General features: G+C 72.3%; 24 protein-coding genes. 14 read left to right on the forward strand and 10 right to left on the reverse strand.

The features are described 5' to 3' along the window. Window positions 1–21: 21 nt before the first annotated feature. From AXK61_RS03500 to AXK61_RS03515, 4 genes are all read right to left on the reverse strand, one after another. Window positions 22–1,884, reverse strand: coding sequence for a phospholipase C (locus AXK61_RS03500; RefSeq protein ID WP_068571806.1), 1,863 nt, complete (start codon window positions 1,882–1,884; stop codon window positions 22–24). Next, window positions 1,881–3,023: a Dyp-type peroxidase gene (locus tag AXK61_RS03505; protein ID WP_068743826.1), complete on the reverse strand. Its 1,143-nt coding sequence runs from the start codon at window positions 3,021–3,023 to the stop codon at window positions 1,881–1,883. The genes AXK61_RS03500 and AXK61_RS03505 overlap by 4 nt, the downstream gene beginning before the upstream one ends. Then, window positions 3,020–4,171, reverse strand: coding sequence for an EfeM/EfeO family lipoprotein (locus tag AXK61_RS03510; RefSeq protein ID WP_068571802.1), 1,152 nt, complete (start codon window positions 4,169–4,171; stop codon window positions 3,020–3,022). Before AXK61_RS03510 ends, AXK61_RS03505 begins: the two co-directional genes overlap by 4 nt. Window positions 4,172–4,303: 132 nt before the next feature. After that, the gene (locus AXK61_RS03515) at window positions 4,304–4,975 is read right to left on the reverse strand and encodes a TetR/AcrR family transcriptional regulator (protein WP_068571800.1); all 672 of its coding nucleotides are present in this window, start codon (window positions 4,973–4,975) and stop codon (window positions 4,304–4,306) included. Between the two features lie 129 nt (window positions 4,976–5,104). On the opposite strand from AXK61_RS03515, the gene AXK61_RS03520 reads away from it, so the two are divergent. The 5 genes from AXK61_RS03520 to AXK61_RS03540 all read left to right on the forward strand — a co-directional run bounded on the left by AXK61_RS03520 (window position 5,105) and on the right by AXK61_RS03540 (window position 9,446). Further along, window positions 5,105–6,073: an alpha/beta fold hydrolase gene (locus AXK61_RS03520; protein ID WP_068571798.1), complete on the forward strand. Its 969-nt coding sequence runs from the start codon at window positions 5,105–5,107 to the stop codon at window positions 6,071–6,073. 51 nt (window positions 6,074–6,124) lie between these two features. After that, the gene (locus tag AXK61_RS03525) at window positions 6,125–7,126 is read left to right on the forward strand and encodes a DUF3152 domain-containing protein (protein ID WP_068571796.1); all 1,002 of its coding nucleotides are present in this window, start codon (window positions 6,125–6,127) and stop codon (window positions 7,124–7,126) included. A gap of 95 nt (window positions 7,127–7,221) precedes the next feature. Beyond that, window positions 7,222–8,403 carry an adenylyltransferase/sulfurtransferase MoeZ gene (moeZ, locus tag AXK61_RS03530; protein WP_175400035.1) on the forward strand — a complete coding sequence of 394 codons (1,182 nt, stop codon included), beginning with the start codon at window positions 7,222–7,224 and terminating at the stop codon, window positions 8,401–8,403. Window positions 8,404–8,477: 74 nt separating this feature from the next. Then, window positions 8,478–8,720, forward strand: a complete 243-nt coding sequence (locus tag AXK61_RS03535; RefSeq protein ID WP_068571792.1) for a hypothetical protein — start codon at window positions 8,478–8,480, stop codon at window positions 8,718–8,720. A 48-nt stretch (window positions 8,721–8,768) separates the two neighbouring features. Then, window positions 8,769–9,446: a response regulator transcription factor gene (locus tag AXK61_RS03540; RefSeq protein WP_068571900.1), complete on the forward strand. Its 678-nt coding sequence runs from the start codon at window positions 8,769–8,771 to the stop codon at window positions 9,444–9,446. Here AXK61_RS03540 and AXK61_RS03545 read toward each other — a convergent pair. Continuing rightward, window positions 9,427–10,779 carry a sensor histidine kinase gene (locus AXK61_RS03545; RefSeq protein ID WP_231855412.1) on the reverse strand — a complete coding sequence of 451 codons (1,353 nt, stop codon included), beginning with the start codon at window positions 10,777–10,779 and terminating at the stop codon, window positions 9,427–9,429. The genes AXK61_RS03540 and AXK61_RS03545 overlap by 20 nt on opposite strands. A 53-nt stretch (window positions 10,780–10,832) precedes the next feature. Between AXK61_RS03545 and AXK61_RS03550 the strand changes: the two genes are divergently transcribed. Genes AXK61_RS03550 through AXK61_RS03560 form a run of 3 tightly spaced genes read left to right on the forward strand, consistent with a single transcriptional unit; the run spans window position 10,833 to window position 13,000 of the window. Beyond that, a complete protein-coding gene (locus AXK61_RS03550) occupies window positions 10,833–11,576 on the forward strand; it encodes a phosphatase PAP2 family protein (protein WP_082778046.1) in 744 nt (247 codons plus the stop codon). Further along, window positions 11,573–12,376: a COG4705 family protein gene (locus tag AXK61_RS03555; protein ID WP_068571788.1), complete on the forward strand. Its 804-nt coding sequence runs from the start codon at window positions 11,573–11,575 to the stop codon at window positions 12,374–12,376. Before AXK61_RS03550 ends, AXK61_RS03555 begins: the two co-directional genes overlap by 4 nt. 9 nt (window positions 12,377–12,385) lie before the next feature. Continuing rightward, window positions 12,386–13,000 carry a DedA family protein gene (locus tag AXK61_RS03560; protein ID WP_068571898.1) on the forward strand — a complete coding sequence of 205 codons (615 nt, stop codon included), beginning with the start codon at window positions 12,386–12,388 and terminating at the stop codon, window positions 12,998–13,000. Window positions 13,001–13,019: 19 nt separating this feature from the next. Here AXK61_RS03560 and AXK61_RS03565 read toward each other — a convergent pair whose 3' ends face one another. Together AXK61_RS03565 and AXK61_RS03570 are read right to left on the reverse strand one after the other, a co-directional pair. Further along, on the reverse strand, window positions 13,020–13,286 hold the full coding sequence (locus AXK61_RS03565; protein ID WP_068571787.1) for a (4Fe-4S)-binding protein: 267 nt from the start codon (window positions 13,284–13,286) through the stop codon (window positions 13,020–13,022). Window positions 13,287–13,387: 101 nt separating this feature from the next. Further along, window positions 13,388–14,917: an acyl-CoA synthetase gene (locus AXK61_RS03570; protein ID WP_068743827.1), complete on the reverse strand. Its 1,530-nt coding sequence runs from the start codon at window positions 14,915–14,917 to the stop codon at window positions 13,388–13,390. A gap of 98 nt (window positions 14,918–15,015) precedes the next feature. Here AXK61_RS03570 and AXK61_RS03575 point away from each other — a divergent pair, with 98 nt between their 5' ends. Continuing rightward, on the forward strand, window positions 15,016–15,708 hold the full coding sequence (locus tag AXK61_RS03575) for an alpha/beta fold hydrolase (protein WP_068743829.1): 693 nt from the start codon (window positions 15,016–15,018) through the stop codon (window positions 15,706–15,708). Window position 15,709: 1 nt separating this feature from the next. Here the strand turns inward: AXK61_RS03575 and AXK61_RS03580 are convergent, their stop codons facing one another. Continuing rightward, entirely contained in the window at window positions 15,710–16,297 is a 588-nt protein-coding gene (locus AXK61_RS03580) for a hypothetical protein (protein WP_156485546.1), read from the reverse strand. Window positions 16,298–16,335: 38 nt separating this feature from the next. Here AXK61_RS03580 and AXK61_RS03585 point away from each other — a divergent pair, with 38 nt between their 5' ends. From AXK61_RS03585 to AXK61_RS03595, 3 genes are read left to right on the forward strand one after another with little or no spacing between them, the layout of a single operon-like run. Then, complete coding sequence (locus tag AXK61_RS03585) at window positions 16,336–16,776, forward strand: nitroreductase/quinone reductase family protein (RefSeq protein ID WP_068571782.1); 441 nt, start codon at window positions 16,336–16,338, stop codon at window positions 16,774–16,776. Window positions 16,777–16,812: 36 nt separating this feature from the next. Continuing rightward, window positions 16,813–17,667, forward strand: a complete 855-nt coding sequence (locus tag AXK61_RS03590) for a TIGR02569 family protein (protein WP_068571780.1) — start codon at window positions 16,813–16,815, stop codon at window positions 17,665–17,667. After that, window positions 17,655–18,356, forward strand: a complete 702-nt coding sequence (locus tag AXK61_RS03595) for a sirohydrochlorin chelatase (RefSeq protein WP_082789195.1) — start codon at window positions 17,655–17,657, stop codon at window positions 18,354–18,356. The genes AXK61_RS03590 and AXK61_RS03595 overlap by 13 nt, the downstream gene beginning before the upstream one ends. A 4-nt stretch (window positions 18,357–18,360) precedes the next feature. Here the strand turns inward: AXK61_RS03595 and AXK61_RS03600 are convergent, their stop codons facing one another. Both AXK61_RS03600 and AXK61_RS03605 read right to left on the reverse strand, forming a co-directional pair. Further along, window positions 18,361–18,651 (reverse strand): MGMT family protein, encoded by a 291-nt coding sequence (locus tag AXK61_RS03600; RefSeq protein WP_068571778.1) that lies wholly within the window; start codon window positions 18,649–18,651, stop codon window positions 18,361–18,363. A 5-nt stretch (window positions 18,652–18,656) separates the two neighbouring features. Continuing rightward, window positions 18,657–19,424, reverse strand: a complete 768-nt coding sequence (locus AXK61_RS03605; RefSeq protein ID WP_068571892.1) for an alpha/beta fold hydrolase — start codon at window positions 19,422–19,424, stop codon at window positions 18,657–18,659. Window positions 19,425–19,501: 77 nt separating this feature from the next. Between AXK61_RS03605 and AXK61_RS03610 the strand changes: the two genes are divergently transcribed. Together AXK61_RS03610 and AXK61_RS03615 are read left to right on the forward strand one after the other, a co-directional pair. Further along, window positions 19,502–22,828 (forward strand): ATP-dependent helicase, encoded by a 3,327-nt coding sequence (locus AXK61_RS03610; protein ID WP_068743832.1) that lies wholly within the window; start codon window positions 19,502–19,504, stop codon window positions 22,826–22,828. Continuing rightward, window positions 22,821–26,138 (forward strand): ATP-dependent DNA helicase, encoded by a 3,318-nt coding sequence (locus AXK61_RS03615; RefSeq protein WP_068743833.1) that lies wholly within the window; start codon window positions 22,821–22,823, stop codon window positions 26,136–26,138. The genes AXK61_RS03610 and AXK61_RS03615 overlap by 8 nt, the downstream gene beginning before the upstream one ends. The last annotated feature ends 2 nt before the right edge of the window (window positions 26,139–26,140 follow it).

Below are 26,140 nucleotides of genomic sequence, written 5' to 3' on the forward strand. Positions count from 1 at the left end.
CATTCGGGCTGAGACCGGAGGCTACGACTCCGACCGGCGGCTGCGCAGCGCCCAGACGCCCACACCCACGAGGATCACGACGACCACCGGGATACCCACCCACAGCCACGTGTTCGACGAGGAGTCCTTCGACTCGCCCGCGGCCTGCGTGGCGGACGGCGCGGCTGCGGCACTGGACGGTGCGCCCTTCACCGCGGCGGCCTGCGAGCCCTGATCGGCCGGCGGCGGGGAGTCGACCACGGCGCCTGTGACCTGGTTCAGCCACACCTTGTCGGTGCGGTTCGCCCCGAAGTCGAAGAGGCCGTCGAGCTTTCCGGACCGCTCGTCGGCGGAGTCCTGGATCCGGCCCGTGCGCCAGTTGTCCTCGAGGAACTTGGTGATCGAGGCCTGCTCGATGGCGTCGTGGTTCACCGTGTTCTTGCGGGCGAAGGGCGAGATCAGCAGGAAGGGCTGGCGGGTGCCGGGGCCGCAGCGCACCGACTGTCCGGCGAGTGCGGGCGCCGCGGCGTTCGCGCAGATCGCCTTGTCCAGCTTGGGATCCTTGCTGCCCGAGAGGATAACCGGAGCCTGGTGGTCGTACCAGCCGTCCGAGTCGTCGTACGCGAGGATCACCGCGGTCGACGCCCAGTCCTTGGACTGCTGCAGCCGGTTGACGTAGGTGGTGACGAAGGTCTGCTCGTCGAGCGGGTCCGAGTAGGCGGCGTGGCCGTCCTGGTACTCGCCGGCCTTGAGGAAGCTCACCGCGGGCAGGCTGCCGGCATTCAATGCGGCGTCGAAGTCGGTGAGGTCGTAATTGTGGTTCGCGGGTCCGGCGTGCCCGACCTCGGCGACGTTCGCGGGCGCGACGTGGTGCTCGTTCGCCGTGGACTTGTAGTACGCGAACGGGTTGTGGTGCGGGCTGTAGTCGATCGACGCGTTCCCGGCCACGTTGCGGTGCGTCGTGTTGCACAGCGCGCGGGCGTCACCAGCGGCCGCCGTCGACGGGCGGAAGCCGCCCTGGAACCAGCCCCAGGACACCGACCTCTCGTTCAGCAGGTCGCCGATGTTCTTGCCCTGCATGGCCGCCAGCGCGTCCTTGCCGGTGCGATTCTTGTTCGAGCAGTCGTCGTACAGCGGGTCCGGGTCCTCGTACAGGGTGCCCACGCCCGCGGCGTTCGGGGCCCCGACGGTGTACTTGTCCGGCGCGGTGGTCTTCTTCCCGGTCGCGGCGTCGTAGGACTCGACGCCGAAGGTCTGCCCGGAGATCAGGTTGATCGCGCCCGGCGTCGACGGGCCGAACTGGGTGGACCAGAAGTTGTCGTTCAGGGTGTAGTTCTGCGCGTAGTTCCACAGGCCGGCAACGGTGTTGCCGTCGTAGTAGCCCATCACCGAACCTGGGTGCTCGAACATCCCTGGGCCGGACGAGGCGCACTTGTCCTTCGTGGTGAACTCCACGAACTTGTCCATCGCGCCGCCGTTCGCGGCCTCCTGCTCGGCCGTGTACTCGTGGTTCTGGTCGCACGTCACCGCCTGGCCCGGCGTGAAGCGGAAGGGCTTGTACTTGTTGGGGTTCGCGTCGCCGGCGAGCCCGGCGCGGGTGAAGGTGTTCACGTCCGTTGGGGTTCCGGGCGCGGCGGTGAACCGCGGGGCGTCGAGGCCCGAGCCCTGCAGCTTCTCGCCGGCGGTGTTGGCGGCCACCGGGTAGGTGCCGAAGTAGTGGTCGAAGGAGATGTTCTCGTTGAAGATCACCACCACGTGCTTGATCGGGGTGGCGGTGTCACCGGGATCGGCGAGCACCGACGGTGCGCCGATCGCGCCGGCCGCCAGCGTGATCGCCGCGGCACCGGCGAGCGCTGCGGCCCGACTGGTGCGGGAACGAGTTCCCCGGTAGCGGAAGGGGTTCACAGTATGCCTCCTGTCGTGGAGCAGTCCGTTCCCGCGTCGCGGGGCGGAAGATAGAAGTAGCCGCCGCCGAACGGGGCGATGTAATCGGTGAGCGGTTCGCCGCTCAGCCGTTCCTGGACGGCCTCGAACTGCGCGACCACGTCGCGCTGCAGGCACGTGAACACCAGACCCAGGTCGAGGTTGCCGTTGACGTCGAGTCCGCCGGCGTAGTTGTAGGCGCGCCGGAAGATCCGCGAGCCGTCGGTCTCCGCCGTCCGCGGATTCGCGAGCCGGATGTGGCTGGTCAGCGGGATCACGTCGCCGCCCGGATCGTCGGCGTACTGCGGCGCGTCGAGTTCGGTGCTGCCGTCGATCGGGGCGCCGCTCGCGCGGTCGCGGCCGAAGATGTTCTCCTGCTCGGACAGGGAGATCCGATCCCAGAACTCGGTGAGCATGCGGATCAGGCGCACCACGAGGAAGGTGCCGCCGCGGGTCCAGGGCTGGGCGGCATCGTCGAGCCACACGAGCCGGTCGAACTCCTCCGGGCGCACATTGGACGTCCCGTCTTTGAAGCCGAAGTGGTTGCGGGGCGCACCGTCGGGCCTGGGGGACGGTTGCGAGCCGTCCTGCCGCCACCGCGGCGCGAGCCCGCCCCGCCCGGCGCGGCTGAGGTCGCGCAGCGCGTGCAGCACGGTGTCCTGATCCGCGGCGCGGATCTCCAGGATGAGGTCGCCGTGGCAGCGCGCCGGATCGAGCCGGTCGTCGTCGAACTCGCGCATCGGACGGATGCCGGCCGGCCGCTTGTCGGCGTGCCAGCGGTCGAAGAAGCTCGCCCCGTAACCGATGTTCACGGTGAGGTCGGGGGCGCCGTCGAGGTCGGGGCCGAGGGTGCCGGAGTCGGTGGGCGGGGCCGTGATGGCGGTGGCGACGGGCGTGCGCGGCTGCCGCAGCGCGCCGATCCGTTCGCGGAGCGCGTGCAGCAGCGCATCCGTCTCGGCGGCGGAGGTACAGGTCAGGTCGAAGGCGGCGTAGGTGGCATGCCGCTGTTCGGCCACCGGCGCGGGCTTCGGAGCCGACTCGTCCCGCGCGCACGCCGCGAGGCCGACGGCTCCCGCGGCCGCGGCGGTCCCGCCGAGGAAGCCGCGCCGCGACGCCCTCACTTGGTCCGCCGGACGTCGGCGATCGCGGCGATCGGGGCGAGCAGTTCGACGAGGCCGCCGAACGCGGTGTTGAGCCGTTGCCGGTCGGCGAGGGGGAGTTCGCGGAGCGGGCGGCCGGGGAACCGGGCGGCGAGGTCCGCGCACACCGCGTCGGCGCGGTCGAGCGCGGTACGGGCCTCGGCCAGCCGGGGGTAGCGCGTCGTCAACACGGGGTTCAGCGCGTCGAGCACGCGGCGGGTGCCCTCGAGGTTCGCGCGGGCGGTGTCGAGGCCCGTGTGCGAGCCGGCGTCGTCGGCACCGGTGAGGGTGAATTCGATGGTGTTCTCGGTGATCTCGTGCGCGCGCAGGCCGATCTGCAGGGGATTCACCGCGAGCGAGGGGTAGTCGGAGAGCAGCCCCGCGACATCGGTCACGAGGGCCCGCTCCAGTGCGGCGGGCACCGTCGGGGAGGGGGCCCAGAGCGCTGCCTCGATCGCGTGGAAGCCGGTCGCGTCGCCGGTGGTGCGGCGGCCGTTGATCTTCCCGTCCCAATCGCCGAAGGCGTCGTACGCCGCACCGAGCGTCTCGTACAGCCGGTGCGCCGCGCGCCATGCGGTGCGCTGGGTTTCGACGTCCGGCGCGGCGGCGAGGGCGGCGACGGCATCGCGCAGCGCCGGCAGGCGCCCGCCGACCCAGGTCTGGTAGTCGAGCGTCGCGGGGGTGAGGTCCTGTGTCGAGGTCGGGATCACGGCGGGCCCGCGCGGCGCGTCGCCCGGGACTCGGAAGGACGCCCCGGTGACGGCGTCGGTCTCCGCGAAGTAGCACTCGAACCGGTACTCGCCGGAGCCCAGCGCGACGCGCAGCAGCCGGGTGGCCTGCGGAGCGAGCGCGTCGAGCTCGGCGTACACGGCACCGTCGGGCCCGGCGAGCGCGAATTCGAGCGACCGCGTGGAGGTGTTCGTGACCGCGAAGGTCCGGTTCCCGGCGTCGACGGTGCCGGACGGCGCCGCGCAGCCGTCCAGCTTCGCGGTCAATCCGACGGTGCCTGCGGGCGCGGCAGGGCTCGACGACGGGGCGGGCGTGGTCAGCAGATACGCGCCACCGGCCACGGCGACGACCGCGGCGAGCGTGAACGCGGTGGGCGCGACCCACCGTCGGGGAACCGGCACCCGTCGACGCTAGCCAGCACGAATCGGGCAAACCCGGACATGATACTGCGGCGTCCGAAGGACTTCACCGAGCGTTCACGGCGCACTGGGACGTCGGTGACGGGGGCTTGACCGAGTCTTGAGGCGGGCGCGTCAGGGTGTGCGGCGCTGCGCCTGCAGCGGAACGTGGCTCAAGCCGCCCCACAGCAGTTGGACGGTGGTGGCCACCGCCTCGTCCTTCGGGATCGGACGGTCGGCGTACAGCCAGTAGCGCGCGCTCACCTGGCTCGCGCCCACGAGGCCGACGGCCAGCATCCGCGCGCGGTACGGGTCCAGGCCCGAGTCCTGCGAGACCAGGTCGTACACCGCGTCGATGCACAGCTCCACGGCGCCCTCGACGCGCTCCTGGACGACGGGCTCGAGCACGTCGGACTCGAAGATGAGCTTGTAGCCCTGGCTGTCCCGGTCGACGAAGTCGAAGAAGGACCGGACGGCGCCGATCACGCGTTCGTGGTTGTCGGTCGAGCTGCTCAACGCCTCGCGCACGCCGGTGACCAGCGCCTCGCCGTGTGCCTTGAGTACGGCCACGTACAGCTCGAGCTTGCCGGGGAAGTGCTGGTAGAGCACCGGCTTGCTGACGCCGGCGCGGACGGCGATCTCGTCCATGCCCGCCGAGTGGTAGCCGAGGTCGACGAACACGCTGCTCGCGGCCTCGAGCAGTTGGATACGCCGCGCGCTGCGCGGCAGGCGGGCTGTGCGGCGGGGTGCTGGATTCGCTCCGCCGCGGGAATCGCCCGCCGCGGTCGTCGCGCCCAGATCCGCCATGTGCTCCACCTCACCGTTCCCGGGGCTCGCATACTGCCCCGCATCGCCCGGGACTCGTCACGGCCCGGCTCGTCGACAATACTCCCGCCGCGTTCGCCGACCTCGGCTTGCTCTGGCAAGCTGCCCGGTGTGTCGGCTCTCGCGCAGGTGAACCGGACCAGCGATGTCTGGCCCGGACAGTTCGTCACCCTCCGCGGGCGGCGGGTGTTCGTGCGGCACGTCGACGCCGCTGCGGAGACGACGGCACCGCCGGACCCGCGACCGACGGCCGTGATGATCCACGGCCTGGGCGGCTCGTCGATCAACTGGACCGACCTCGGTCAGGTGCTGGCGCCGACCGCCGCGTCGTACGCCCTGGACCTGCCCGGATTCGGGCTCTCGGACCCGCCGGCCGACGGTGACTACGGGATCGAGGAGTTCGCGTGGACCGTGATCGCGTACCTCGAGACCCTCGTCGCGGTGCGTGGACCCGGCGTGCACCTGATCGGCAACTCCCTCGGGGGTGCGATCGCTGTGCGCGTGGCGATGCTGCGGCCCGACCTGCTGCGTTCGCTCACGCTGATCTCGCCGGCCTTCCCGGATCTGCGCCCGCGCGTGCGGCGGCTGCAGTTCCTGCCACTGTCGCTGGTGCGGATCCCGGGCCTGGGGCCGGCGGGCTTCCGGCTCGTCGCCAGCGCCTACCCCGAGCAACAGGTGGATCGGACCTTCGGCGAGATCCTCGTCGATCCGCGGGTCATGGGGCCGGTCCGGCGGCGACAGGCCGTCGACCAGGCCGTGGCCCGCGCATCCATGCCCTGGGCGCCCGACGCGCTCGCGGCGAGCTTCAACGCGCTCGTGCGCAGCTGGCTGGTGGACCTCGGTGCGTCGCACTGGGCCGCGGCCCGCGCCGTCTCGGTGCCGACGGCGGTGGTCTGGGGCGCGCGTGACCTGCTGGTGAGCGTCGGGGTGGCGCCCAAGGTGGTGCGGCACATCAAGGGCAGCACGCTGACGGTGTTCGAGGACGTGGGCCATGTGGCGCAGATGGAGCGTCCGGAGGAGACGGCGCGGATCGTTCGCGATCTCATCGTCGCGACGGAGCGGGCCGTCGGGGAGACGTGAGGCGCGTGTCGGTTCCACTCGGGGGGCACCGGTCGTGGAATTGTTGACGACGTGAGTAGTCCTTCGAACCCGAGGCGTCCCCGGCCGGACGGGCGTGCGCCGCTTCGGGCGGAGTGGGATCCGATCAACTCGACCGCTGCGACCTCGGGCGATCAGCGCAACCGGCCGTTGCGCGAGCGTCGCTACGCCAAGCAGGGCCGGCTCGGCCGGATCCTGCGTACCTACGGCTGGCGCGCGTACGCCGTGCCGGTGCTCGCGGTGCTGACGGCCGTGGCGCTCGTCGTCACCTTCTGGGGCAATCCGTTCGCCACGGAGCACCGGACCGACGGCGCGACCGAGAACCTCTCGCGCAACCCGACGCCGGAGAAGACGATCGTCGGCGCACCGTCGAAGGTGGTCCCGGGGCCCGTGCCGCCCGCGGGGATGCTGCCGGTCGGGGGCCAGTTCACCGAGAAGGGGCAGGGGATCTGGCACGTGGTGCCCGGCGCGACGCCCAAGGTCGGCGAGGGGAGGCAGCAGACCTTCACCTACATGATCGCCGTCGAGGACGGCGTGGACATGAGCGCGTTGAGCGGCGACCAGGCCTTCGCCGCGATGATCGACAAGACGCTGTCCGATCCGCGCAGTTGGATCCACGACCCCGCCGTCGCTTTCCAGCGCATCGACAAGGGCACCCCGACCTTCACCATCTCCCTGACCTCGCCGATGACCACCCGCTCGGCCTGCGGCTACACGATCCAGCTCGAGTCGTCCTGCTACAACGGCGAGCTGGGGCGCGTGGTGATCAACCTGGCGCGCTGGGTCCGGGGCGCGACCGCCTTCGAGGGCGACCTCACCGGTTACCGGCAGTACGCGATCAACCACGAGGTCGGGCACGCCATCGGGTACGCGCAGCACGTGCCCTGCCCCGCGCAGGGGGCGCTCGCGCCGATCATGATGCAGCAGTCCTTCGGCGTGAAGAACCGCGACATCTTCGACCTGGACAAGTCCGAGGGCTACGACAACGACCTCACCTGCCGGCCCAACGCCTGGGTCGCGCCCACTCTCAAGTAATCGTTCCGCGGGCCGACGGTGACCCCGTCCCCCGCCCCGGGGGGCGCCCCGGGAATGGTGGCGGGCGCACCGTCGTTGAGCAGGACGTGACCGTACTGCCCCCGCTCGTCGAGCCCGCCGCCGATCTGACCCGCGACGAGGTCGCGCGGTACTCCCGGCACCTGATCATCCCCGAGATGGGCGTCGAGGGGCAGAAGCGCCTCAAGAACGCCAAGGTGCTGTTCATCGGCGCCGGCGGCCTCGGCAGCCCCGCGCTGCTGTACCTCGCCGCGGCGGGTGTCGGGACCATCGGCATCGTCGAGTTCGACGAGGTGGACGCGTCGAACCTGCAGCGCCAGGTGATCCACGGCGTCTCCGACCTCGGCCGCCCGAAGGGCGAGAGCGCCCGCGACTCCATCGCCGAGATCAACCCGCTGGTGCAGGTGAACCTGCACCCGGTGCGGCTCGAGCCGGAGAACGCGGTCGAGCTGTTCGAGCAGTACGACCTGATCCTCGACGGCACCGACAACTTCGCCACCCGCTACCTCGTCAACGACGCGGCGGTGCTGGCGCACAAGCCCTACGTGTGGGGCTCCATCTTCCGGTTCGAGGGGCAGGTGTCGGTCTTCTGGGAGGACGCGCCCGACGGCCCGAACGGCGAGAAGCAGGGCCTGAACTACCGCGACCTGTACCCGGTGGCGCCGCCGCCCGGCATGGTTCCCTCGTGCGCCGAGGGCGGCGTGCTCGGGATCCTGTGCGCGTCGATCGGGTCGATCATGGGTACGGAGGCGGTCAAGCTGATCACCGGCATCGGTGACTCGCTGCTGGGCCGGCTGATGGTCTACGACGCCCTCGAGATGAGCTACCGCACGATTCGTATCCGCAAGGACCCGGCGTCGCCGACGATCACCGAGCTCATCGACTACGAGGAGTTCTGCGGGGTCGTCTCCGACGAGGCCGAGCGTGCCGCGGCCGGCAGCACCGTGACTCCCGCCGAGCTGGCCGGGATGGGCACCGCGGGCATCGATTTCGAGCTCATCGACGTGCGCGAGCCCGTCGAGTGGGACATCGTCCACCTCGACGGTGCCAAGCTGGTCCCCAAGGGCGCCTTCGAGTCCGGTGAGGGGCTCGCGCAGGTCTCCGCCGACAAGAAACTGGTGCTGTACTGCAAGACCGGCATCCGCTCCGCCGAGGTCCTGGCGACCGTCAAGGGCGCAGGTTACCGCGACGCGGTGCACCTGCAGGGCGGCATCAACGCCTACGCCCGCACCGTGGATCCGTCACTGCCGGTCTACTGAGAGGTACGCTAGCGCGAGGTTCTGACCTGCGCTAACGGTCGCGCGGGAGGCGATCGCGCCCTATCGTTCGGGGCATGAGCGATCGAGAGCGCTCGGCGTACGTGACGGCGCCGACGGGGTGGCCGCACGACCTGGTGCTCGAGTACGTGGAACACGTGCTCCGCGACCGAGGCGAGGTCCCGGAGGGATCGGGGGTCGCCGCCCGGCTCACCGACTCCGCCGCGAACGCCGACCATTCGACGACCTGGCGGGTCCGCTACACGGTCGCGTCCGGCGGCGCGTTCCGGCCCGTGTTCCGGCCTCTCAGCCTGAGCTGATCGGAGACCGTGTCGACGCCGGTCGCGCGAGTCGACGATGATGGCGGCGTGAGAGTTCTCGTCGTCGACGACGATCCCGCGATCGCGGAGACCGTGCGCCGCACGCTGGTCGCCCAGGGCTGGACCGCCGCCGTGGCCGTCGACGGCGCGGCCGGCTTCGACGAGGCGCTCGCCGGCGAGTTCGACCTGATCGTCCTCGACGTGATGATGCCCGGCCGCAACGGTTTCGAGGTGGTGCGAGACCTCCGGCGTGCGGAGGTCTGGACGCCGGTGTTGATGCTGACCGCGAAGGACGGCGACTTCGATCAGGTGGAGGCACTCGACTTCGGTGCCGACGACTACCTCACGAAGCCCTTCTCGGTCGCCGTGCTGGTGGCCCGACTGCGCGCGCTGGCCAGGCGCGGGGCCCCGGCACGGCCCTCGGTGTTGATGGTGGGCGACCTGCGGCTCGACCCGGCCGCGCACACGGTCCATCGCGGCGATACCCGGATCGAGCTGGCTCCGCGCGAGTTCGCGCTGCTGGCCTTCTTGATGCGCAACGCGGGCACCGCGGTCTCGAAGGTGCGGATCCTGGAGTCGGTGTGGGATGTGAACTACGACGGCGACGAGAACGTCGTCGAGGTCTACATCCATCACCTGCGCAAGCGCATCGATGCGGCGTTCGGCGTCCGGTCGATCGAGACCGTTCGCGGGGTCGGCTACCGGATCACGTCGTCGGGAGCGTGAACCAGAACCTGGTGCCGCCCCGCCCGTCCACGTCGACCCCGTAGGTGCCGTCGTGGGCCCGGACGATCTCCGCGACGATCGCGAGCCCGAGACCCGAGCCGCCGCTCGATCGCGAGCGCGCGGCGTCGAGTCGGACGAATCGCTCGAAGACCCTGTGCCGGTCCGCCTCCGGTATCCCCGGCCCGTCGTCGGTGACGGCGACGGTGACGGTGCCCCCGTCGGCCGTCATCGTCAGCGTGAGGCGGGTCCGTGCGTACCGCGCCGCATTGTCGGTCAGGTTCCGCACCACCCGCGCCAGCTGGCCCGGGTCCCCGCGGACGATCGCCGGCACCGTCGACACGTCGATCCCGTGCCGCCCCAGCGCGCGCAACCGCTCGGCCTCGTCGGCGACCAGCCGCGCGAGGTCGACGTCCGTGCGTGGCACGGGGGCGCCGCTCTCGTCCGCGCGGGCCAGCAGCGCCAGGTCGGCGATCAGGCCGCGCATCCGGTCCGCCTCGGGCAGGAGGAGCGTCCGCACGGTGTCGACGTCGACCGGCTCGTCGGTCTGGTCCGCGAGGTCGAGCAGTCCGAAGATCGACGTGAGGGGGCTGTTGAGCTCGTGGGAGGCATCGGCCACGAACCTCCGCTGCGTCGTCTGTGCCGTTTCCAGGCGACCGAGCATCGCGTTCATCGTGCGGGCGAGGGTCTCGACCTCGTCGCCGGTCGCGGGAACCGGCACGCGCTCGGCGAGATCCGCGTCGCTGATCTCGGCCACCTGGGATCTGATCCGCTCGACGGGGGAGAGGGCGCGGCCGACGAAGACATGGGTCAGCCACGCCATCGCGGCCACGACGACCGGGAACACCGCCGCGCACAGTCCCGCGACGAGGAGCACGAGCCGGTTCAGCGCGGACTCCGCGGTACCGACCTCGACCGTGAAGTCGCCTGCGGCGGTGCGCACTCCGACGCGCGTCGCCCGGTACTCGGCGTCCGATGGGGCGGCGGTGGCACCGTCGAGCACCGTCCGTGCTCCCGCAGGTACCACGCCCCCGAGCGCGCCGCCGGGGTGCGATCTGCTCGACCGGAGGACGCGGCCCTCGCTGTCGAGGATCTGGATGAGGTCGATGTTCTGGCCCGGGCTGAGCAGGCCGTCGTCGATGCCGTCGGGGCCGGACTCGGCGAGCGCCGCGGCGATGTCGGTGGCGCGTGCGGTGTTCGTGTTGTCAGCGGAGTCGAGCAGGACCCGGTGCAGGACGAGGACCATCACGGCGCCGGCGATGACCAGGGCGACGGTCACGAGTGCGGTGGCTGTCAGGGTGAGCCGGCTGCGCACCGGACGCAGCACCCGGATCACGCGCTGCCGCAGGTTTAAGGTTCCGCTAAGCGGGTGCGGTTCACCCTGGTCGCATGAATCGGAATCTGCGGGCATGGGTACTGGTCTACTCCGTGCTGATAGCCGTTGTCGTGGTCGTCGGACTGATCGTGGCGTCGGGGCCGACGCGCGTCGACTCCGCCGTGATGAACGCCATCGAACCATCCCGCTCCGCGGGCGTCACGTCGGTGGTCTCCGTGCTGACCGACCTGTTCAGCCCGGTACTGATCCCGGTGTGGGCGCTGTGCGTCGCCGGATTCCTCCTGTTCCGTGACCGCCGGGTCCAGCGGGCGGTGACGGTGCTCGCCGCGGTCGCCGCAGCCGCGGCGGTGGCCGAGATGATCAAGCTGGTCGTCGGCCGTCCCCGGCCGCCGGCCGCGGATCAGCTCGGTGCGCACGAGGCGACTCTGTCGTACCCGTCCGGCCACGTCACCGGGACGGCTGCGCTGCTGCTCGCGGTCGCCCTGGTCGGCATCGCCGGGCGGTCGGCGGCGCGGTCGGCGACGGTCGCCGCGGCACTCGTCGTCACCGTCTTCGTCGCGTGGACGCGGGTCTACCTCGGCGTGCACTGGCTGACCGATGTCAGTGCGGGCTTCGTCGTCGGTGCGGCGACGGCGGCCCTCGTCGTCGCGTTCGCCCCGACCGTGATCGCGTTCGTCGCCGAGCGGGTGGCCGGACGCCTGCCCGACCGCGCGGGCGGCTGGCTCGCTCCGATGCCCTCGGAAGAGGAGCACCCGACGAGCGGGGCGCACCGTCGCACGGTGGGGACGCACCGATGAGCACCACGACGGGCGTCCGCGCACTCGCGGTCCGCGTACCGCTGGTCACCGGGTACTTCTGGGTCATCAAGATCCTCGCGACCACCGTGGGCGAGACCTGCTCCGATTACCTCAACAGCCACCTCGGCTGGGGCCTGGCGAACACGACGTGGTTCATGACCGGACTCCTGCTCGTCGCCCTCGCCGTGCAGTTCAGCCGCCGCGGATACACCCCGTGGATCTACTGGCTGGTCGTCACGCTGATCAGCGTCGTCGGAACCCTCATCACCGACAACCTCACCGATCAGCTGGGCGTGCCGCTGCAGGCGACCACCGCGGTGTTCGCCGTGGCGCTGATCGTCGCCTTCGCCGCGTGGTACGCGAGCGAGCGGACGCTGTCGATCCACACCATCGTCACGCGCCGCCGGGAGACCTTCTACTGGCTCACGGTGCTCGTGACCTTCGCGCTGGGCACCGCCGCAGGCGACCTCATGGCCGAGCAGCTCCAGCTCGGCTACCTGCGATCCATGCTCATCTTCGCCGCGGTCATCGCCCTCATCGCGGTCGCGCACCTCCGCTTCGGGCTGAACGCGGTGTTCGCGTTCTGGGCCGCGTACATCCTCACCCGCCCGCTCGGCGCGTCCATCGGCGACCTGCTCTCGCAACCCCGCGACAACGGCGGCCTGGGCCTCGGCACCACCGTCACGTCCGCGGTCTTCCTCGCCGTGATCGTCGTGCTCGTCGGGTACCTCACCGTGACCCGACGGGACGTCATCGCGCCGGTCTCGCGGCCCGACGGTGCCGCCGGGACCGGGAAGTAGGTGGGCACGATGCAACAGTTCATCGTCAGCTTCGGCCTGCTCGCGGTCTTCGCGCTCATGTTCGCCGAATCCGCCTGCATCCCCGTCCCGTCCGAGGTGACCATGCTGCTGGCGGGCGCGCTCGCCGCCGGCGCCGTGCCCGGCGCCCACCTCAACCTCGTCGCCGTCATCGCGGCCGGCACGCTCGGCAACGTCGCCGGGAGCTACCTCGCCTGGTGGATCGGACGGGAGGGCGGACGCCCCGCCGTGCGCCGCTGGGGTCGCTACGTGCGCCTGCACGAGTCGGATCTGGACCGGGCGCAGGAGTGGTTCCAGCGTCGGGGATCGGTGTCGGTCTTCGCCGGCCGGCTGCTACCCGTGATCCGGACCTTCATCTCCCTCCCCGCCGGCATCGCGGGCATGCCGCCCGTGCGGTTCGGGCTCCTGACCTTCGCCGGATGCCTGCCGTGGACGGCGGCCCTCGCGGTCGCCGGCTACGCCGTCGGTACCCGCTGGGAGTCCATCGCCAACGCCTGCCACGGCCCGACGTACGTCATCGCCGCACTGGTGGGTGTGGCCTTCTGCAGCGCGGCGTGGGTCTTCTACCGCCGGCGTGGTGGGCGAGAGGGCCTGGACGAGGCGTGAGGTCCTCGTCGGGGGTCGCTCAGCGGACGGTATCGGGCGCCGTGCGGCTGCGACCGTCGGCCGTGCGGTAGCCGAGTGCGTAGCTGGGGCAGCGGTCGACGACGGTGACGACCTCGTCGGCGGTCGCACCGTCGGTGACGATCCACGGGCGGCGGGTGTTGTCGAAGACCCGGGGAAGCCCGCGGACGCACTCCGCCGCGTGGCGACATCGCGCCGGCTCCCAGGTGATCACGAATCCGTTTCCGGGGTACTCGAGCACCCGTGGGCGCTCCGCTTCGTTGCTCATGGCGACCTCCGACTTCGATGGTTCCACCGGGAAGGGCCGCTCGCCGGATGATTCCGCGGATGGAGCGTCGGCGGCCGACGTCCTCCGCTCGCGGCGGAGAGTTAGTCGAGCGCGATGAGTCGCTTGACCAGCTTCCCGGTGGGCGTGCGCGGCAGGGACTCGACGAAGCGCACGGCGCGCGGCAGCTTGTAGCGGGCCAACTCTCGTCCGGCGTAAGCGATCAGCTCCTGCGCCAGCTCGTCGGACGCAGTCGCACCCGGCGCGAGTTCCACACAGGCCAGCGCCGTCTCGCCGAGCTCGGCGTCGGGCACGCCGATCACCGCGACATCGGCGACGGCGGGGTGCATGATCAGGGCGCTCTCCGACTCCTGCGGGTAGATGTTCACCCCGCCGGTGATGATCATGAAGTCCTTGCGATCGGTGAGGTAGAGGTATCCGTCCTCGTCGAGGTAGCCGATGTCGCCGGTGGTGGCCCAGTTGTCGTGGTCGGGATGCTGTGCGGCCCGGGTCTTCTCGGGCGCGTTGTGGTACTGGAAGGGCATTGCCTCGCGCTCGAAGTAGATCGTACCGATCTCCCCGGCGGGGAGCACGGCACCGTCGGCCCCGCAGATCCGGGCGACGCCCAGCCCGGCCTTCCCCACGGACCCGGGGCGCTCCAGCGCCTCCTGCGGGCCGATGAAGGTGGCGCCGGCCGCCTCGGTGGACGCGTAGTACTCGTGGATCACCGGGCCCCACCACTGGATCATCGACCGCTTCACCTCCGCCGGACACGGTGCGGCGGCGTGGATCGCGACCTTGAGGCTGCTCGTGTCGTACCGCGCGCGCGTCTCGTCGGGCAGCTTGAGCATCCGCACGAACATGGTCGGCACCCACTGGCTGTGCGTCACGCGGTACTTCTCGATGAGCGCCAGGGCCTCCTCGGGGTCGAACCGGTGCATCATGATCACGGTGCCGCCCACCGACATCGTGACGCCGCAGAACCGCAGCGGCGCAGCGTGGTACAGCGGTGCGGGGGAGAGGTACACGGTGTCGGCGTCCATGCCGTACGCGGGCGCGAAGATCGCGGTGTAGGCGTCGGGGATCTCGTCCACCCGCCCCTCCGGCAGCGGGATGCGGATGCCCTTCGGGCGGCCCGTGGTGCCCGACGAGTAGAGCATGTCGGTGCCGCGCGGCTGATCGATCAGCGGTGCCGCGTCCGCCGCGGCGAGGACCGCGTCGTAGTCGTCGAAACCGGCGATGTCGCCGCCCCACGCGATCGTGTGCCCCGCGCTGGCGAGCGCGGGCAGCTCGCGCGCCTGCGAGACCGCCTGCGCCACATCCGCTCCGGCGAACAGGGCCTGCGCCTCGCAGTCCTCGAGGATGTAGTTCACCTCGCCGGGAGTGAGGTGGAAGTTCACCGCCGCCACGTAGAGGCCGCTGCGGATCGCCGCCACGTAGGCGCAGAAGATACGCAGGTCGTTGCCCGCCACGATCGCGATCGTGTCACCGCGCCGCAGCCCGAGCGCGTGGAGGTGGTGTGCCAGCCGCGTGGACTCGTCGTTCAGCCGGGCGTAGGTGAGGACGTCGCCGGTGGCGGCGTCGATCGCCGCGGGCTTGCCGGGGGTGAGCTCTGCGAACGCTCCGGGATACATGAGAACCACCTCTAACTTGTCGGTGGCTCCACGGTAGCGCCGGGCCGGATCCGTGGAAGGCGTTCAAGCGAAGTCGCAGGACTGGAAGGATGGGTGGCATGGACGTCATCCTCATTCCGGGCCTGTGGTTGGACGCGGCGAGCTGGGACGCGGTCCTCCCGCCGATCGTCGCCGCGGGGCATCGTCCGGTCCCGCTCCGCCCGCCCGGGCTCGGCGCACCGTCGGACAGCGCGGCCGAGGTGGGGCTCGCCGACTGGATCGCCTCGGTGACGGCGGCGGTCGACGCGGCCGACGGCCCGGTCGTCCTGGTGGGGCATTCCGGCGGCGGCAACGCCGCGTGGGGTGCCGCCGACGCGCGCCCGGACCGCGTGGCTCGCGTCGTGTTCGTCGACACCGTCCCGCCGCCCGACGGTGCGCCGATCAACCAGTTCGAGGTCGTCGACGGCGTCGTGCCGTTTCCGGGCTGGGACTTTTTCGACGACGAGGACGTCCACGACCTCGATCCCGCCGTTCGAGCGCAGGCCGCTCCGCTGGCGCGCTCGGTGCCGGAGCGCATCCCGCACGATCCGATCGCCTTGGGTGATGCTCGGCGCCACGGGATCCCGGTCACGCTGCTGATGGGCGGTCTCGACGAGAACGCGCTCGAGGCGCAGCTCGCTCAGTGGAGCGGGCACGTCCAGGAGTACACCGCGATTACCGACCGCGAGGTGGTGCGGATCGATTCCGGGCACTGGCCCCAGTTCTCGATCCCCGATCGGCTGGGTGGGCTGATCGTGGCCGCGATCCGCTGACTCACCCCACCGGATTCGCGGACAGCCAGGACGCGTAGTCGTTGAGGAGCGCGACCAGGGGGAGGGCGTCGACGGTGCCGACCCGCTCGCCCCGCAGCGCGGCGCGGATCCCGGGCACGCGGGCGGCGATCCGGTCGCGCTCGGAGAGCTCGTGGTGGCTGAGCCCGCGCTGCTCGCCGAGCACGATCCGCCGCGGGTGATCCGCTCGCAGCGCCTGTGCGAGTGCATCGAACTCGTCGCGGTCCAGTGCGGGGAGATGTACCGAGAAGCTCATGACCGCTCCGGTATCGGCGTCGTCGACCTCCTCCGACTCCTCCAGCCAGTCGGCGTACTCCTGGCTCAGGTCGTCGAGCGCCTCCTCGTCGTCGAAGGAGAGCGTGCGCGCCTCGACCGCCGCGCGCAGCGCCGATACCAGTCCCCGCACGGTCTCGGGGTCCGACGATGCCGCGTACCACCGATGTGCCTCGTGCGGCACCACGAGCCGGTCCGGCCGTTCGGCCGTGAGGCGGGTACGGACACCGTCGAACTCTCCGGCGGTGAGGTCGGGGAACTGGACGGAGACGGTCACGACGGGGCGGGAGTCTGGCACGCCCTCCATTGTCCCGAAGATCGTTCTAGGGTGGGGACATGGCCCTCGAAGGTGATTACGCAACGGAGAAGGCCGGCTGGGTTGCGGACCAGCTGGCGAAGATCGACGAGACCGGGACCACCGCCTCGGTGTCGGTCGCAGGGATGGCGGTGGTGATCTTCACCTACCGCGGCCCCAAGTCCGGCAAGCTCTACCGGCGCCCGCTCATGCGCGTCGAGCACGACGGCGTCTACGCGGCGTTCGCGTCGAAGGGCGGCGCCCCCGACAACCCCGTCTGGTACTCCGCTCTGCTGAGCAATGACGAAGTCGAGGTTCAGGACGGTACCGCTGTGATGACCGGGACGGTGCGCGAGATCCACGGCGCCGAGCGCGAGGAGTGGTGGGCCCGTGGCGTCGCCGCGTACCCGCCGTACGCCGAGTACCAGGAGAAGACCGACAGGTTGATCCCCATCGTCCTCGTCGAACCGGGCCGCGCCTAGCCACCTCGACAGCCGCGCGCGGGTAGATTCACTATCGTGAGCCCCGTCGAACCCCCCGCGCACGTCCTCTCCACCTTCGGACTGGACGAGACCGAACCCATCGCCCTGGGGGCGGAGTGGGACGGCGGCTGGCGCTGCGGCGAGGTCGTGCTCTCGCTGATCGCCGACCACGCCCGCGCGGCGTGGTCGGCGAAAGTCCGCGAGGACATCTACGTCGAGGGCATGCGCCTGGCGCGTCCGTTCCGCGCCACCGACGGCCGGTACGTCGTGTCCTCGTGGCGCGCAGACACGTTCATCGCGGGATCGCCCGAACCGCGGTACGACGAGATCATCTCGATGGCGAACCGGCTGCACGAGGTGACGGAGAAGCTCGAGCGTCCCCGGTTCCTCGCGGCGCCCGCGGTGGCCCCGTACACCGACGTCGACTACTTCGGTTTCGCCGACCGCGCCGCATGGGACGACAAACCGCTGTCGATGGCGCGCAAGCTCGGCGCACTCGACGAGACCGTGGAGCACCGCGCCCGCGCCGTCGAGCTCGTCGGCGAGCTCGCCGCGCTGCGCACCCCGGTCGAGTCGAAGCCCCAACTGGTGCACGGCGACCTCGCGAGCTCGGTGCTGTTCGCCGGCGCCGCTGCACCGGGCATCACCGATTTCACGCCCTATTGGCGCCCCGCGGCCTGGGCGTCCGCGGTCGTCGCCGTCGACGGGCTCTCCTGGGGCGGGGCCGACGACGGCCTGCTCATGCGCTGGAACGACCTGCCCGAGTGGCCGCAGATGGTGTTGCGGGCCCTCATCTTCCGGCTCGCGGTGCACGCCCTGCATCCGCGCTCGGAGGCCGACGCGCTGCCCGGGCTCGAGCACATCGCCGAGATCGGCCGGTGGCTCCTCTGACCGAGCCTGTCCGGCGGATCCTCGTCGCCCACGGCACGCGCTCGGCACACGGCGTTGCGATGGTCCGCCAGCTCGCGGACGCCGTCGCCGCCCGGACCGGCCAGCTCGACGTCGCCTTCGTCGACGTGCTGGGGCCGTCACCGTCGGACCTGCTGCGCGAGTCCGACATCCCGACGGTGCTCGTGCCGGCCTTCCTCGCCGCCGGCTACCACGTGCACACCGACGTGCCCGGGCACGTCGCGCGCAGCGGCCATCCCCGCGCTGTCGTCACCGCGCCGCTCGGTCCGGATCCGGCTCTCGTGGGCGCGCTGGTCCGCAGGCTCGACGGTGCGGGGCTGCGGCCCGGCGACGCGGTCGTGCTCGGAGCGACCGGATCTTCCGACCCCCACGCCCGCGACGACGTCCGGACCATGGCCGGTCACCTCGCCGCGCGGCTGGGACAGGACGTGCCCGTCGGCTTCCTCGCGGCGGGCGTGCCGACGGTGGCCGATGTCGTCTCCCGGATCCGCACGCCCGGCCACCGCATCGTGATCGCCGCGTACCAACTGGCCGACGGACTGTTCCACGCCCGGCTCGCGGAGGCGGGTGCCGATGCGGTCGCGGCGCCGCTGGGGCTCGCGCCCGAGGTGATCGACCTGCTGGTGACGCGGTTCGCGGCCGGGACCGCCGAGCTCGATCGGACCCGGTAGCGACTCAGACGCGATAGCGGCGCAACGGGATCCGGTCGCCGTCGGCGAGCACACCCTCCGCGCGGAGGTTCTCCAGTTGCCGGGTGCGGATGTGTTCCGCGGGACGCCCGCTCGCGGGGACCACGCGGTGCCACGGCAGGTCGGACGCGTCGGTCCGCATCACCCAGCCCACGATCCGCGGCGAGCTCAAGTCCAGCTCGTCGGCGATGTCGCCGTAGGTGCGCACCCTGCCCGGCGGGATCGCCGCGATCAGCGCCCGTACCGCCTCCACCTGCTCCTCGGTCACCTTCGCCACGGGCGTCAGCCGATCAGCCGTCGGGCGTACTCGCCGGCCAGGTGCGGGACCTCCTGCGCCACCATGTGATCCGACGGCACCGTCACCACCTCCGCGTGCGGCAGCGCCGCGAGCTGCGCGTCGTTGACGTACTGGGCGCGCTCGGCGCGCAGCAGAACCGTCGGGACGTCCGACGGTGCGCCGACGGCCGGCCGGGCCAGCTCGCCCCACAGCGCGACCATCGCGGGCAGACCGATGTCCCACTCCCAGCGGCCGGAGTCGCGGCGCACCAGGTGCTCGGCGATCTCGTCGTCCATGACCGCCGCCGGCACCCGTTCCCAGGCGCCGGACGTCTTGTCCTGCTCGGCCTCCTCGGGCGAGGTGAAGTCGAAGAACTCGATGCTCTGCCCGGCGATCGTCTCGCACATCCGCGGGTCCAGCTGCTGCGCCGGATCGAGCAGGAGCAGCGCGCGCACCAGGTCCGGGCGCGCCGTCGCGAGCCGACAGGCCAGCGCGCCGCCCAGCGAGTGCCCGATCACCACGGCGGGGCTCGCGGCCGTCACGGCGTGGCGCTCCAGCACGCCGACGAGGTCGGCGACGTGCTGTTCGAAGTGCCACGGCGGGGCCCACGTGGACCGGGCGTGCCCGCGCAGGTCCGGGGCGAGCACGCGGACGCCGGGCAGCTCGTCGTCGGCGAACCGCCGCCACCGGGCGCCGTGGCCGGTGACGCCGTGGATCGCGAGCACCGTGGTGGCGTCGGGGGAGTCGGGGCCGTAGACGTGGGTGTTGAGCATGCCCCGATTCTGCCCTGCCGCGGACATGTCGGTGGGCTGTGATGTGATCGACGGACGCGATCGGAAGGGGGTGCGCGATGGTCGGCGGCGGAACGGGTGGTTCCCGCGGGGACGGTTCCCGGGGCGACGGTGCGGGCAGGCACCGTCGGCCGCGCCTGCGGCTGCAGTACACGGCCCCCGAGCCGCCTCCGGTCCGCGAATGGGTGGGGCCGATCGCGGAGCTCGCCGCTCCGGCGTCGGGCGCGCTGCCGCTGGACATGGGCGGGTGGGCGCCGTACCGGATCCGCGGGGGCCCGGGCACGGGCAAGACCGCCGCGTTGATCGACATCGCCGTCGCCAAGCTCACCGATCCGTTCGTCGATCCCGAGTCCGTGCTGGTCCTCGCGGGGAACAAGCGCTCCGCCGGGGCGCTGCGCAGCGAGCTCTCCGCGCGCGTGCTCGCCGGGAGCGAGGGGGTGCACGCCTCCGGGGAGCCGCTGGTACGCACGGTGCACTCGCTGGCCTTCGCGGTACTGAGGCTCCAGGCGTCCGGTACGGGCAGTCCGCCGCCGCGGCTGATCACGGGGTCGGAGCAGGACGCCGTGGTGCGGGAACTGCTGCGCGGCAACCTCGACGACGGTGGCGCCTTCTGGCCCGAGCGGCTGCGGCCGGCGCTCGTCACGAACGGCTTCGCGGGCGCGCTGCGCGACCTGTTCGCGCAGGCCGCGCAGCGGGGCGCGGGGCCGGACGAGATCGAGGACCTCGCGCGCCGCTACAACCGCGGGGAATGGCTCGCGGCGGCGAACGCGCTGCGCGAGTACCAGGAGACCACGCTGTTGCGCGGCTCCGTCGGGCTCGCCGGGCCGCAGGCGGTGGCACCTGCAGTCGACGCGGCGGAGCTCATCGACGCTGCGGTCACGGCCCTGGCCACCGACGATGCGCTGCTCGCGCAGCAGCGCGAGCGCATCCGCTTCCTGCTGGTCGACGATGTGCAGAACCTCGACCCGCTGGCCTCGGCGCTGATCCGGCTGCTGGGCACGGGAACGGAGCTCACGGTGATCGCGGGGGATCCGGACCAGGCGGTGAACTCGTTCCGGGGCGCCAGCACGCGGTTCCTGCAGAACATGGAGGTTCCGCCCGAGCGGGACGTGTTGCTCGAACGCAGCTTCCGGTTCGGGGAGGAGGTGGCGGCCGCGGTGAACCGGGTCTCGGCCCGGCTGCCGCACCGTTTCGGGGCCGTCGCGCCCGAACGGCCGCGGCCGGGATCGGCCGCGGTGCGACTGTTCTCCACTCCGGCGAAGGAGGCCGACGCCATCGCCGCGATGTTGCGGCGCGAGCACGTGCTCGGCGGCGTCCCCTGGGAGGAGATGGCCATCGTCGTGCGCTCGGTGTCGGCGTCGGTCGCGCCCCTGCGGCGCGCACTCGCCTATGCCGGCGTTCCCGTCACCGTCCCGGCCGACGATGTGCCGCTGGCGCGGCAGCGCGCCGTGCACGCGCTGTTGCTCGTGCTGCGCGCGGCCGTCACCCCCGAGGGGATCGACCCCGCCGAGGCGGTCACTCTGCTCTCCGGCCCCGTGGGCGGCGGGGATCCGCTCACGCTGCGGCGGGTGCGCCGCGCGGTGCGCCGGGCCGATCCGGCGGAGGAGCGCGGCTCGGCCGAGATCCTCACCGCGGTGCTCACCGAGTCGTCCGAGTTCGCCCCCTACCGCGCGGTGCTGACCGAACTCGAGGCCGAGCCGGTCGAGCGGGTGCTCGCCGCTGTCCGCGCCGCCCGCGCGGCCGCCGAGCACGGCACCGTCGAGGAGGTGCTCTGGGCCGCGTGGGCCGCCACCGGTCTGGCGGCCCGGTGGGGCGCGCTCGCGCTCCGCGGCGGCACCCTCGGCGATCAGGCCGATCGGGACCTCGACGCGGTGATGGGCCTGTTCGATTCGGCGGCCGACTTCACCGACACGCTGCCCACCGCGTCGGTCGCCGCGTTCGTCGAATACCTGGAGCAGCTGCAGATCCCGCGGTCCGACCGCGCGCGCGGCCGCAGCGGTCAGGCCACCGTCCCGGGCGTGACGCTGCTGTCCGCGCACAGCGCAGTGGGCCGCGAGTGGGACGTGGTCGCCGTGGCCGGGGTGCAGGAGGGGCGCTGGCCCAACCTGCGCCGCCGCGGCGGGCTGCTCGGCACGGACGAACTGCTGGACGCGCTCGACGGCATGGATCCGTCCGCTCTGCCCACGGTCTCACGGTCGCTGCCGATGCTCGCGGAGGAGCGTCGCCTGCTGCTGGTGGCGTGCTCGCGGGCGCGGCGCGTGCTGCTCATCACGGCGGTCGACACCGCGGACGGCGAGGGTGACCTGGTGCCCTCGCGGTTCCTGCAGGGCATCGCACCGTCGGGCGACGAGGACCCGGAGACGTACACCCCGGCGGTGGAGAGCGCACCGTCGGCCTCCCTGGACCTGCGCACCCTGGTCGCGGTCCTGCGCACCGCGGCCTGCGACCCCGAGCGCGGCGAGGCCGAGCGCGAGCACGCCGCCCGGCAGCTGGCGCGCCTCGCGGCGGACCGGGTGGCCGGCGCCCACCCCGACAGCTGGTACGGCCTCGCCGGCGCGAGCACCGACGATCCGCTGTGGCAGCCCGACGACGGGCCGGTGGCGCTGTCCCCGTCGAACGTGGAGGCGCTGTCGGCGTGCGCGCTGCGGTGGATGCTCGAACGGTTCGGCGGGAGCGATGGGGACTCGGCCAAGCAGGCCACCGGCAACCTGGTGCACACCCTGGTGCAGGCGGTCGCCGGGCGGATCCCGAAGGACGAGGTCACCCGCTCGCTGGAGAAGGTCTGGGACCGAGTGGATCTCGAGGCCGACTGGTTCGCACAGCGGGAGCTGGCGCGCACCGAGGCGATGCTGGAGTCCTTCCGCGCGTGGTTGGCCGGGAGCCGCGGCGAGCTCACCGAGGCGGGGGTGGAGATCGGCGTCGACGCGGTCATACCCGGAGACGCCGCGGCGGGCGGCGACGACCCCGATGTCCGCATCCGCGGCCGGATCGACCGGCTGGAGCGCGACGCCCTCGGGCGGGCCGTGGTGGTCGACGTGAAGACCGGCCGCACCCTGCCGACGCAGGCCGAGGGGCAGGCGCAGGCCCAGCTGCGCACCTATCAGGTGGCGCTCGCACACGGCGGTATCGGTGGCGTGCCGGAGACACCGGGCGGTGGCAAGCTGGTGTACGTCGCGAAGTCGCACAACAAGACCGGGGCCACCGTCCGTGAGCAGGACGCACTGGCACCCGAGGACGTGGACGAATGGCTCGGCGTGATCCGGGAGGCGGCGCGCCGCACCCGGGGCCCGGTGTTCCCGGCCACGCTGAACGCCTCGTGCCAGTACTGCGCAGTGGCGTCGTGCTGTCCGGTGGTGGACAAGGGAAGGGCGGTCACCGATGACTGAGGGGTTCCCGCACGCGCCGTTGATTTCGGCGGTGGACCTGGCGCACGAGCTGGGCCAGGCGTTCGCGCCCACCGAGGAGCAGCGCGCGGTCATCGAGGCGCCGCTCGGTCCGTGCCTGGTGGTCGCGGGCGCCGGGGCGGGCAAGACGGAGACGATGGCCGGCCGCGTCGTGTGGCTGATCGCCAACCGCTACGTCACACCGGACCAGGTGCTGGGGCTGACCTTCACGCGGAAGGCTGCGCAGCAGTTGATGATCCGGGTGCGCAAGCGGCTCGCCCGGCTCGCGGGGGCGGGCGTGGTCGACCGGATCGACCCGTCGGGTGAGCTCCGGGCGTCGCTGCGCACCGTCGAACCCGAGATCAGCACGTACCACGCCTACGCGGGCAGGCTGCTCGGCGACTACGGCATGCTGCTGCCGGTCGAGCCGTCGGTGCGGCTCGTCTCGGAGACCGAGCGGTGGCAGATCGCGTACGACGTGGTCACCGGGTGGGACGGCGCGCTCGAGGTCGACAAGAATCCGACGAACCTCACGGAGGCGGTGCTGGGCCTGTCCGGGGCGCTGGCCGATCACCTCGTCACGCCCGATCAGCTGGAGGCCGACGACGACGAGTTGGAGCGGCTCATCGGTCTGCTCCCGCCCGGCCCGCGGCAGAAGGCCGCGCCGAACGCGGCGCTGCTCAAGGCGGCGGAGATCCAGGAGCAGCGGCGGCGACTCATCCCGCTGGTGCGGGGCGTCGCGGCCGAGATGCGCGCACGGGAGGTGCTCGACTTCGGCAGCCAGATGGGGCTCGCGGCGCAGCTCGCGCTGGCGAATCCCGATGTCGCGGGGTTGGAACGCGCGCGGTTCGGGGCCGTGCTGCTCGACGAGTATCAGGACACCGGGCACGCGCAGCGCATGCTGCTCGCGTCGCTGTTCGGCGGCGCGGCCGGCGCCGCCGCGGTCACGGCGGTGGGTGACCCGATCCAGTCGATCTACGGCTGGCGCGGTGCCTCCGCGGCCAACCTGCCCCGGTTCGCGACCGACTTCCCGCAGGGCGACGGATCTCCCGCCCCGCGCCGCGAGCTGCTCACCAGCTGGCGCAACCCGACGAGCGCGCTCGATCTCGCGAACGCGGTCTCCGAGGACCTGCGCAGCCGCGGCGTCCCGGTTACCGAGCTCAGGGCCAGGCCAGACGCGCCGCCCGGCGACCTGCGGATCGCCCTGCACCCCACGGTGATCGACGAACGGGACTGGGTCGCCGACGCGATCGCGGAGCAGTGGCGCGGCCGCATCGAGGCGGGGGAGGAGCCGCCGACGGTGGCCGTGCTCGTCCGCCGCAACGCCGACTCCGCCGGGCTCGCAGCCGCGCTCGGCGAGCGGGGCGTTCCCGTCGAGGTGGTGGGCCTCGGGGGCCTGCTGCACACCCCGGAGGTGCAGGACGTCGTCGCGCTGCTGCGACTCGCGGTCGAACCGCTGGCGGGCACGGCGGCCATGCGGTTGCTCACGGGGCCGCGCTGGCAGCTCGGTGCCGCCGACCTGCGCGCGCTGTGGGACCGAGCGCGGCGGATCGCGCACACCACGGGTCGCGCCGCGGCCGGCGCGGTGTCCAGCGCTGAGCAGCTCGACGCCGCGCTGGACGCGACGCTGCCGTCCGAGTCCCTCGACGCGGCCGGCCTCGGCGACGCGATCGCCGACCCGGGCCCCGACGCGAACTACTCGTCCGCGGGGCTGGCGAAGATCCGCTCGCTCGACCGGGAGGTCCGGCACGTCCGCGAGCGGCTGGGCCACCCGCTGCCGGAGGTCGTCGCGGAGGCGGAGCGGGTGCTGGGCGTGAGCATCGAGACCCGGATCCGCGCCGCTCGCCAGCTCGGCGGCCGCGCCACCGGGCGCGAGCACCTCGACGCCTTCGCCGACGTGGTCGTCTCCTACGCCGAGCGCCCGACCGCGACGCTGCCCGGACTCCTGGGCTTCCTCGCCGCCGCGGAACGGGTCGAGGGCGGCCTGACGCCGGGCGATGTGGAGGTCGCCACCGACCGCGTCCAGGTGCTCACGGTGCACTCGGCGAAGGGCCTGGAGTGGGACGTCGTCGCGGTGCCGCACCTGTCGGAGGGCATCTTCCCGTCGGGGCGCGCGATGCCCACCTGGCTCTCCAGTGCCGCCGAGCTGCAGCCGACGCTGCGCGGCGACGTCGCGGAACCGGGGGAGACCGACGGCGTGCCGCGCCTGGACCTCGCCGACTGCAACAACCGCAAGGATCTCGAGGACGCGCTGGACGCGCATCGCAAGGCGCTCAAGGGCATGAACATGCACGAGGACGAGCGGCTGTTCTACGTCGCCGTCACGCGCACCCAGTCCGTGCTCCTGCTCTCCGGCCACTACTGGAGTGAGGACGTCAAGACGCCGAAGGCGCCGTCACGGTTCCTCGTCGCGGCCCGCGATCACGCCCCCGACGCGGTGCAGGAGTGGGCCGGCGAGCCGCTCGAGGACGCGCCCAACCCGCTCGAGGCGGAACCCGTGCAGGCGCCGTGGCCGCGCGACTTCCTGGCGGCGCACCGTCCGGCCATCGACGCCGGGGCCGAGCGCGTCCTGGCGGCGCTCGCGCAGGTGTCCGCCGAGCCCGATGCCGACGGTTCCGGACTCGACGAGGACGATCCGTACGGCTGGGCCGCCGAGGTGACCGCGCTCCTCGCCGAGCGGGCGCGGCAGGCGGAGGCGGAGCTCGAGGTCGCGGTGCCGCGCGAGGTGTCGGTGAGCCAGCTCGTCGAACTGCGGCGCAGTCCCGCCACGTTCGCGAGCCGGCTGCGGCGCCCGGTGCCCTTCAAGCCGAATCCGTACGCGCGCCGCGGCACCGCGTTCCACGCGTGGCTCGAGCGCCGGTACGGGGCGTCGCGGCTGCTCGATCTCGACGAGCTGCCCGGCGCCGCCGACGGTGACGCGGGCGCGGACGAGAACCTCGCCCTGCTGCAGCGCAGGTTCGAGGAGAGCGAGTGGGCGGCGCGCACCCCCGTCGACATCGAGGTGCCCTTCGAGATCGCCGCAGCCGGCACCGTCGTCCGCGGACGGATGGACGCGGTCTTCCGCGATCCGGGCGGCGGGTTCACGGTCGTCGACTGGAAGACGGGCGTCCGGCCCACCGAGCCCGCCGACGAGCGGGCGGCCGCCGTGCAGCTCGCGGCGTACCGTCTGGCCTGGGCGCGGCTGCGGGACGTGCCCGTCGACGACGTGCGGGCGGCGTTCTTCTACGTGCGCTCCGGGGAGACGGTGGCACCGTCGGACCTGTTGGACCACGCCGGTCTCGCGGACCTGATCACGAGCGCTGGTGAGCGCTGAGG

The organism is Tsukamurella pseudospumae (assembly GCF_001575205.1).
GTDB lineage: Bacteria > Actinomycetota > Actinomycetes > Mycobacteriales > Mycobacteriaceae > Tsukamurella > Tsukamurella pseudospumae.

What these genes read in the sequence shown, in the direction of transcription:
- AXK61_RS03535 (WP_068571792.1), top strand. Translation starts at nt 8,478, where the DNA reads ATGAGCGATCGAGAGCGCTCGGCGTACGTGACGGCGCCGACGGGGTGG.
- AXK61_RS03615 (WP_068743833.1), top strand. Translation starts at nt 22,821, where the DNA reads ATGACTGAGGGGTTCCCGCACGCGCCGTTGATTTCGGCGGTGGACCTG.
- AXK61_RS03550 (WP_082778046.1), top strand. Translation starts at nt 10,833, where the DNA reads ATGAATCGGAATCTGCGGGCATGGGTACTGGTCTACTCCGTGCTGATA.
- AXK61_RS03515 (WP_068571800.1), bottom strand. Translation starts at nt 4,975, where the DNA reads ATGGCGGATCTGGGCGCGACGACCGCGGCGGGCGATTCCCGCGGCGGA.
- AXK61_RS03610 (WP_068743832.1), top strand. Translation starts at nt 19,502, where the DNA reads ATGGTCGGCGGCGGAACGGGTGGTTCCCGCGGGGACGGTTCCCGGGGC.
- AXK61_RS03575 (WP_068743829.1), top strand. Translation starts at nt 15,016, where the DNA reads ATGGACGTCATCCTCATTCCGGGCCTGTGGTTGGACGCGGCGAGCTGG.
- AXK61_RS03585 (WP_068571782.1), top strand. Translation starts at nt 16,336, where the DNA reads ATGGCCCTCGAAGGTGATTACGCAACGGAGAAGGCCGGCTGGGTTGCG.
- AXK61_RS03565 (WP_068571787.1), bottom strand. Translation starts at nt 13,286, where the DNA reads ATGAGCAACGAAGCGGAGCGCCCACGGGTGCTCGAGTACCCCGGAAAC.
- AXK61_RS03560 (WP_068571898.1), top strand. Translation starts at nt 12,386, where the DNA reads ATGCAACAGTTCATCGTCAGCTTCGGCCTGCTCGCGGTCTTCGCGCTC.
- AXK61_RS03605 (WP_068571892.1), bottom strand. Translation starts at nt 19,424, where the DNA reads ATGCTCAACACCCACGTCTACGGCCCCGACTCCCCCGACGCCACCACG.
- AXK61_RS03555 (WP_068571788.1), top strand. Translation starts at nt 11,573, where the DNA reads ATGAGCACCACGACGGGCGTCCGCGCACTCGCGGTCCGCGTACCGCTG.
- AXK61_RS03570 (WP_068743827.1), bottom strand. Translation starts at nt 14,917, where the DNA reads ATGTATCCCGGAGCGTTCGCAGAGCTCACCCCCGGCAAGCCCGCGGCG.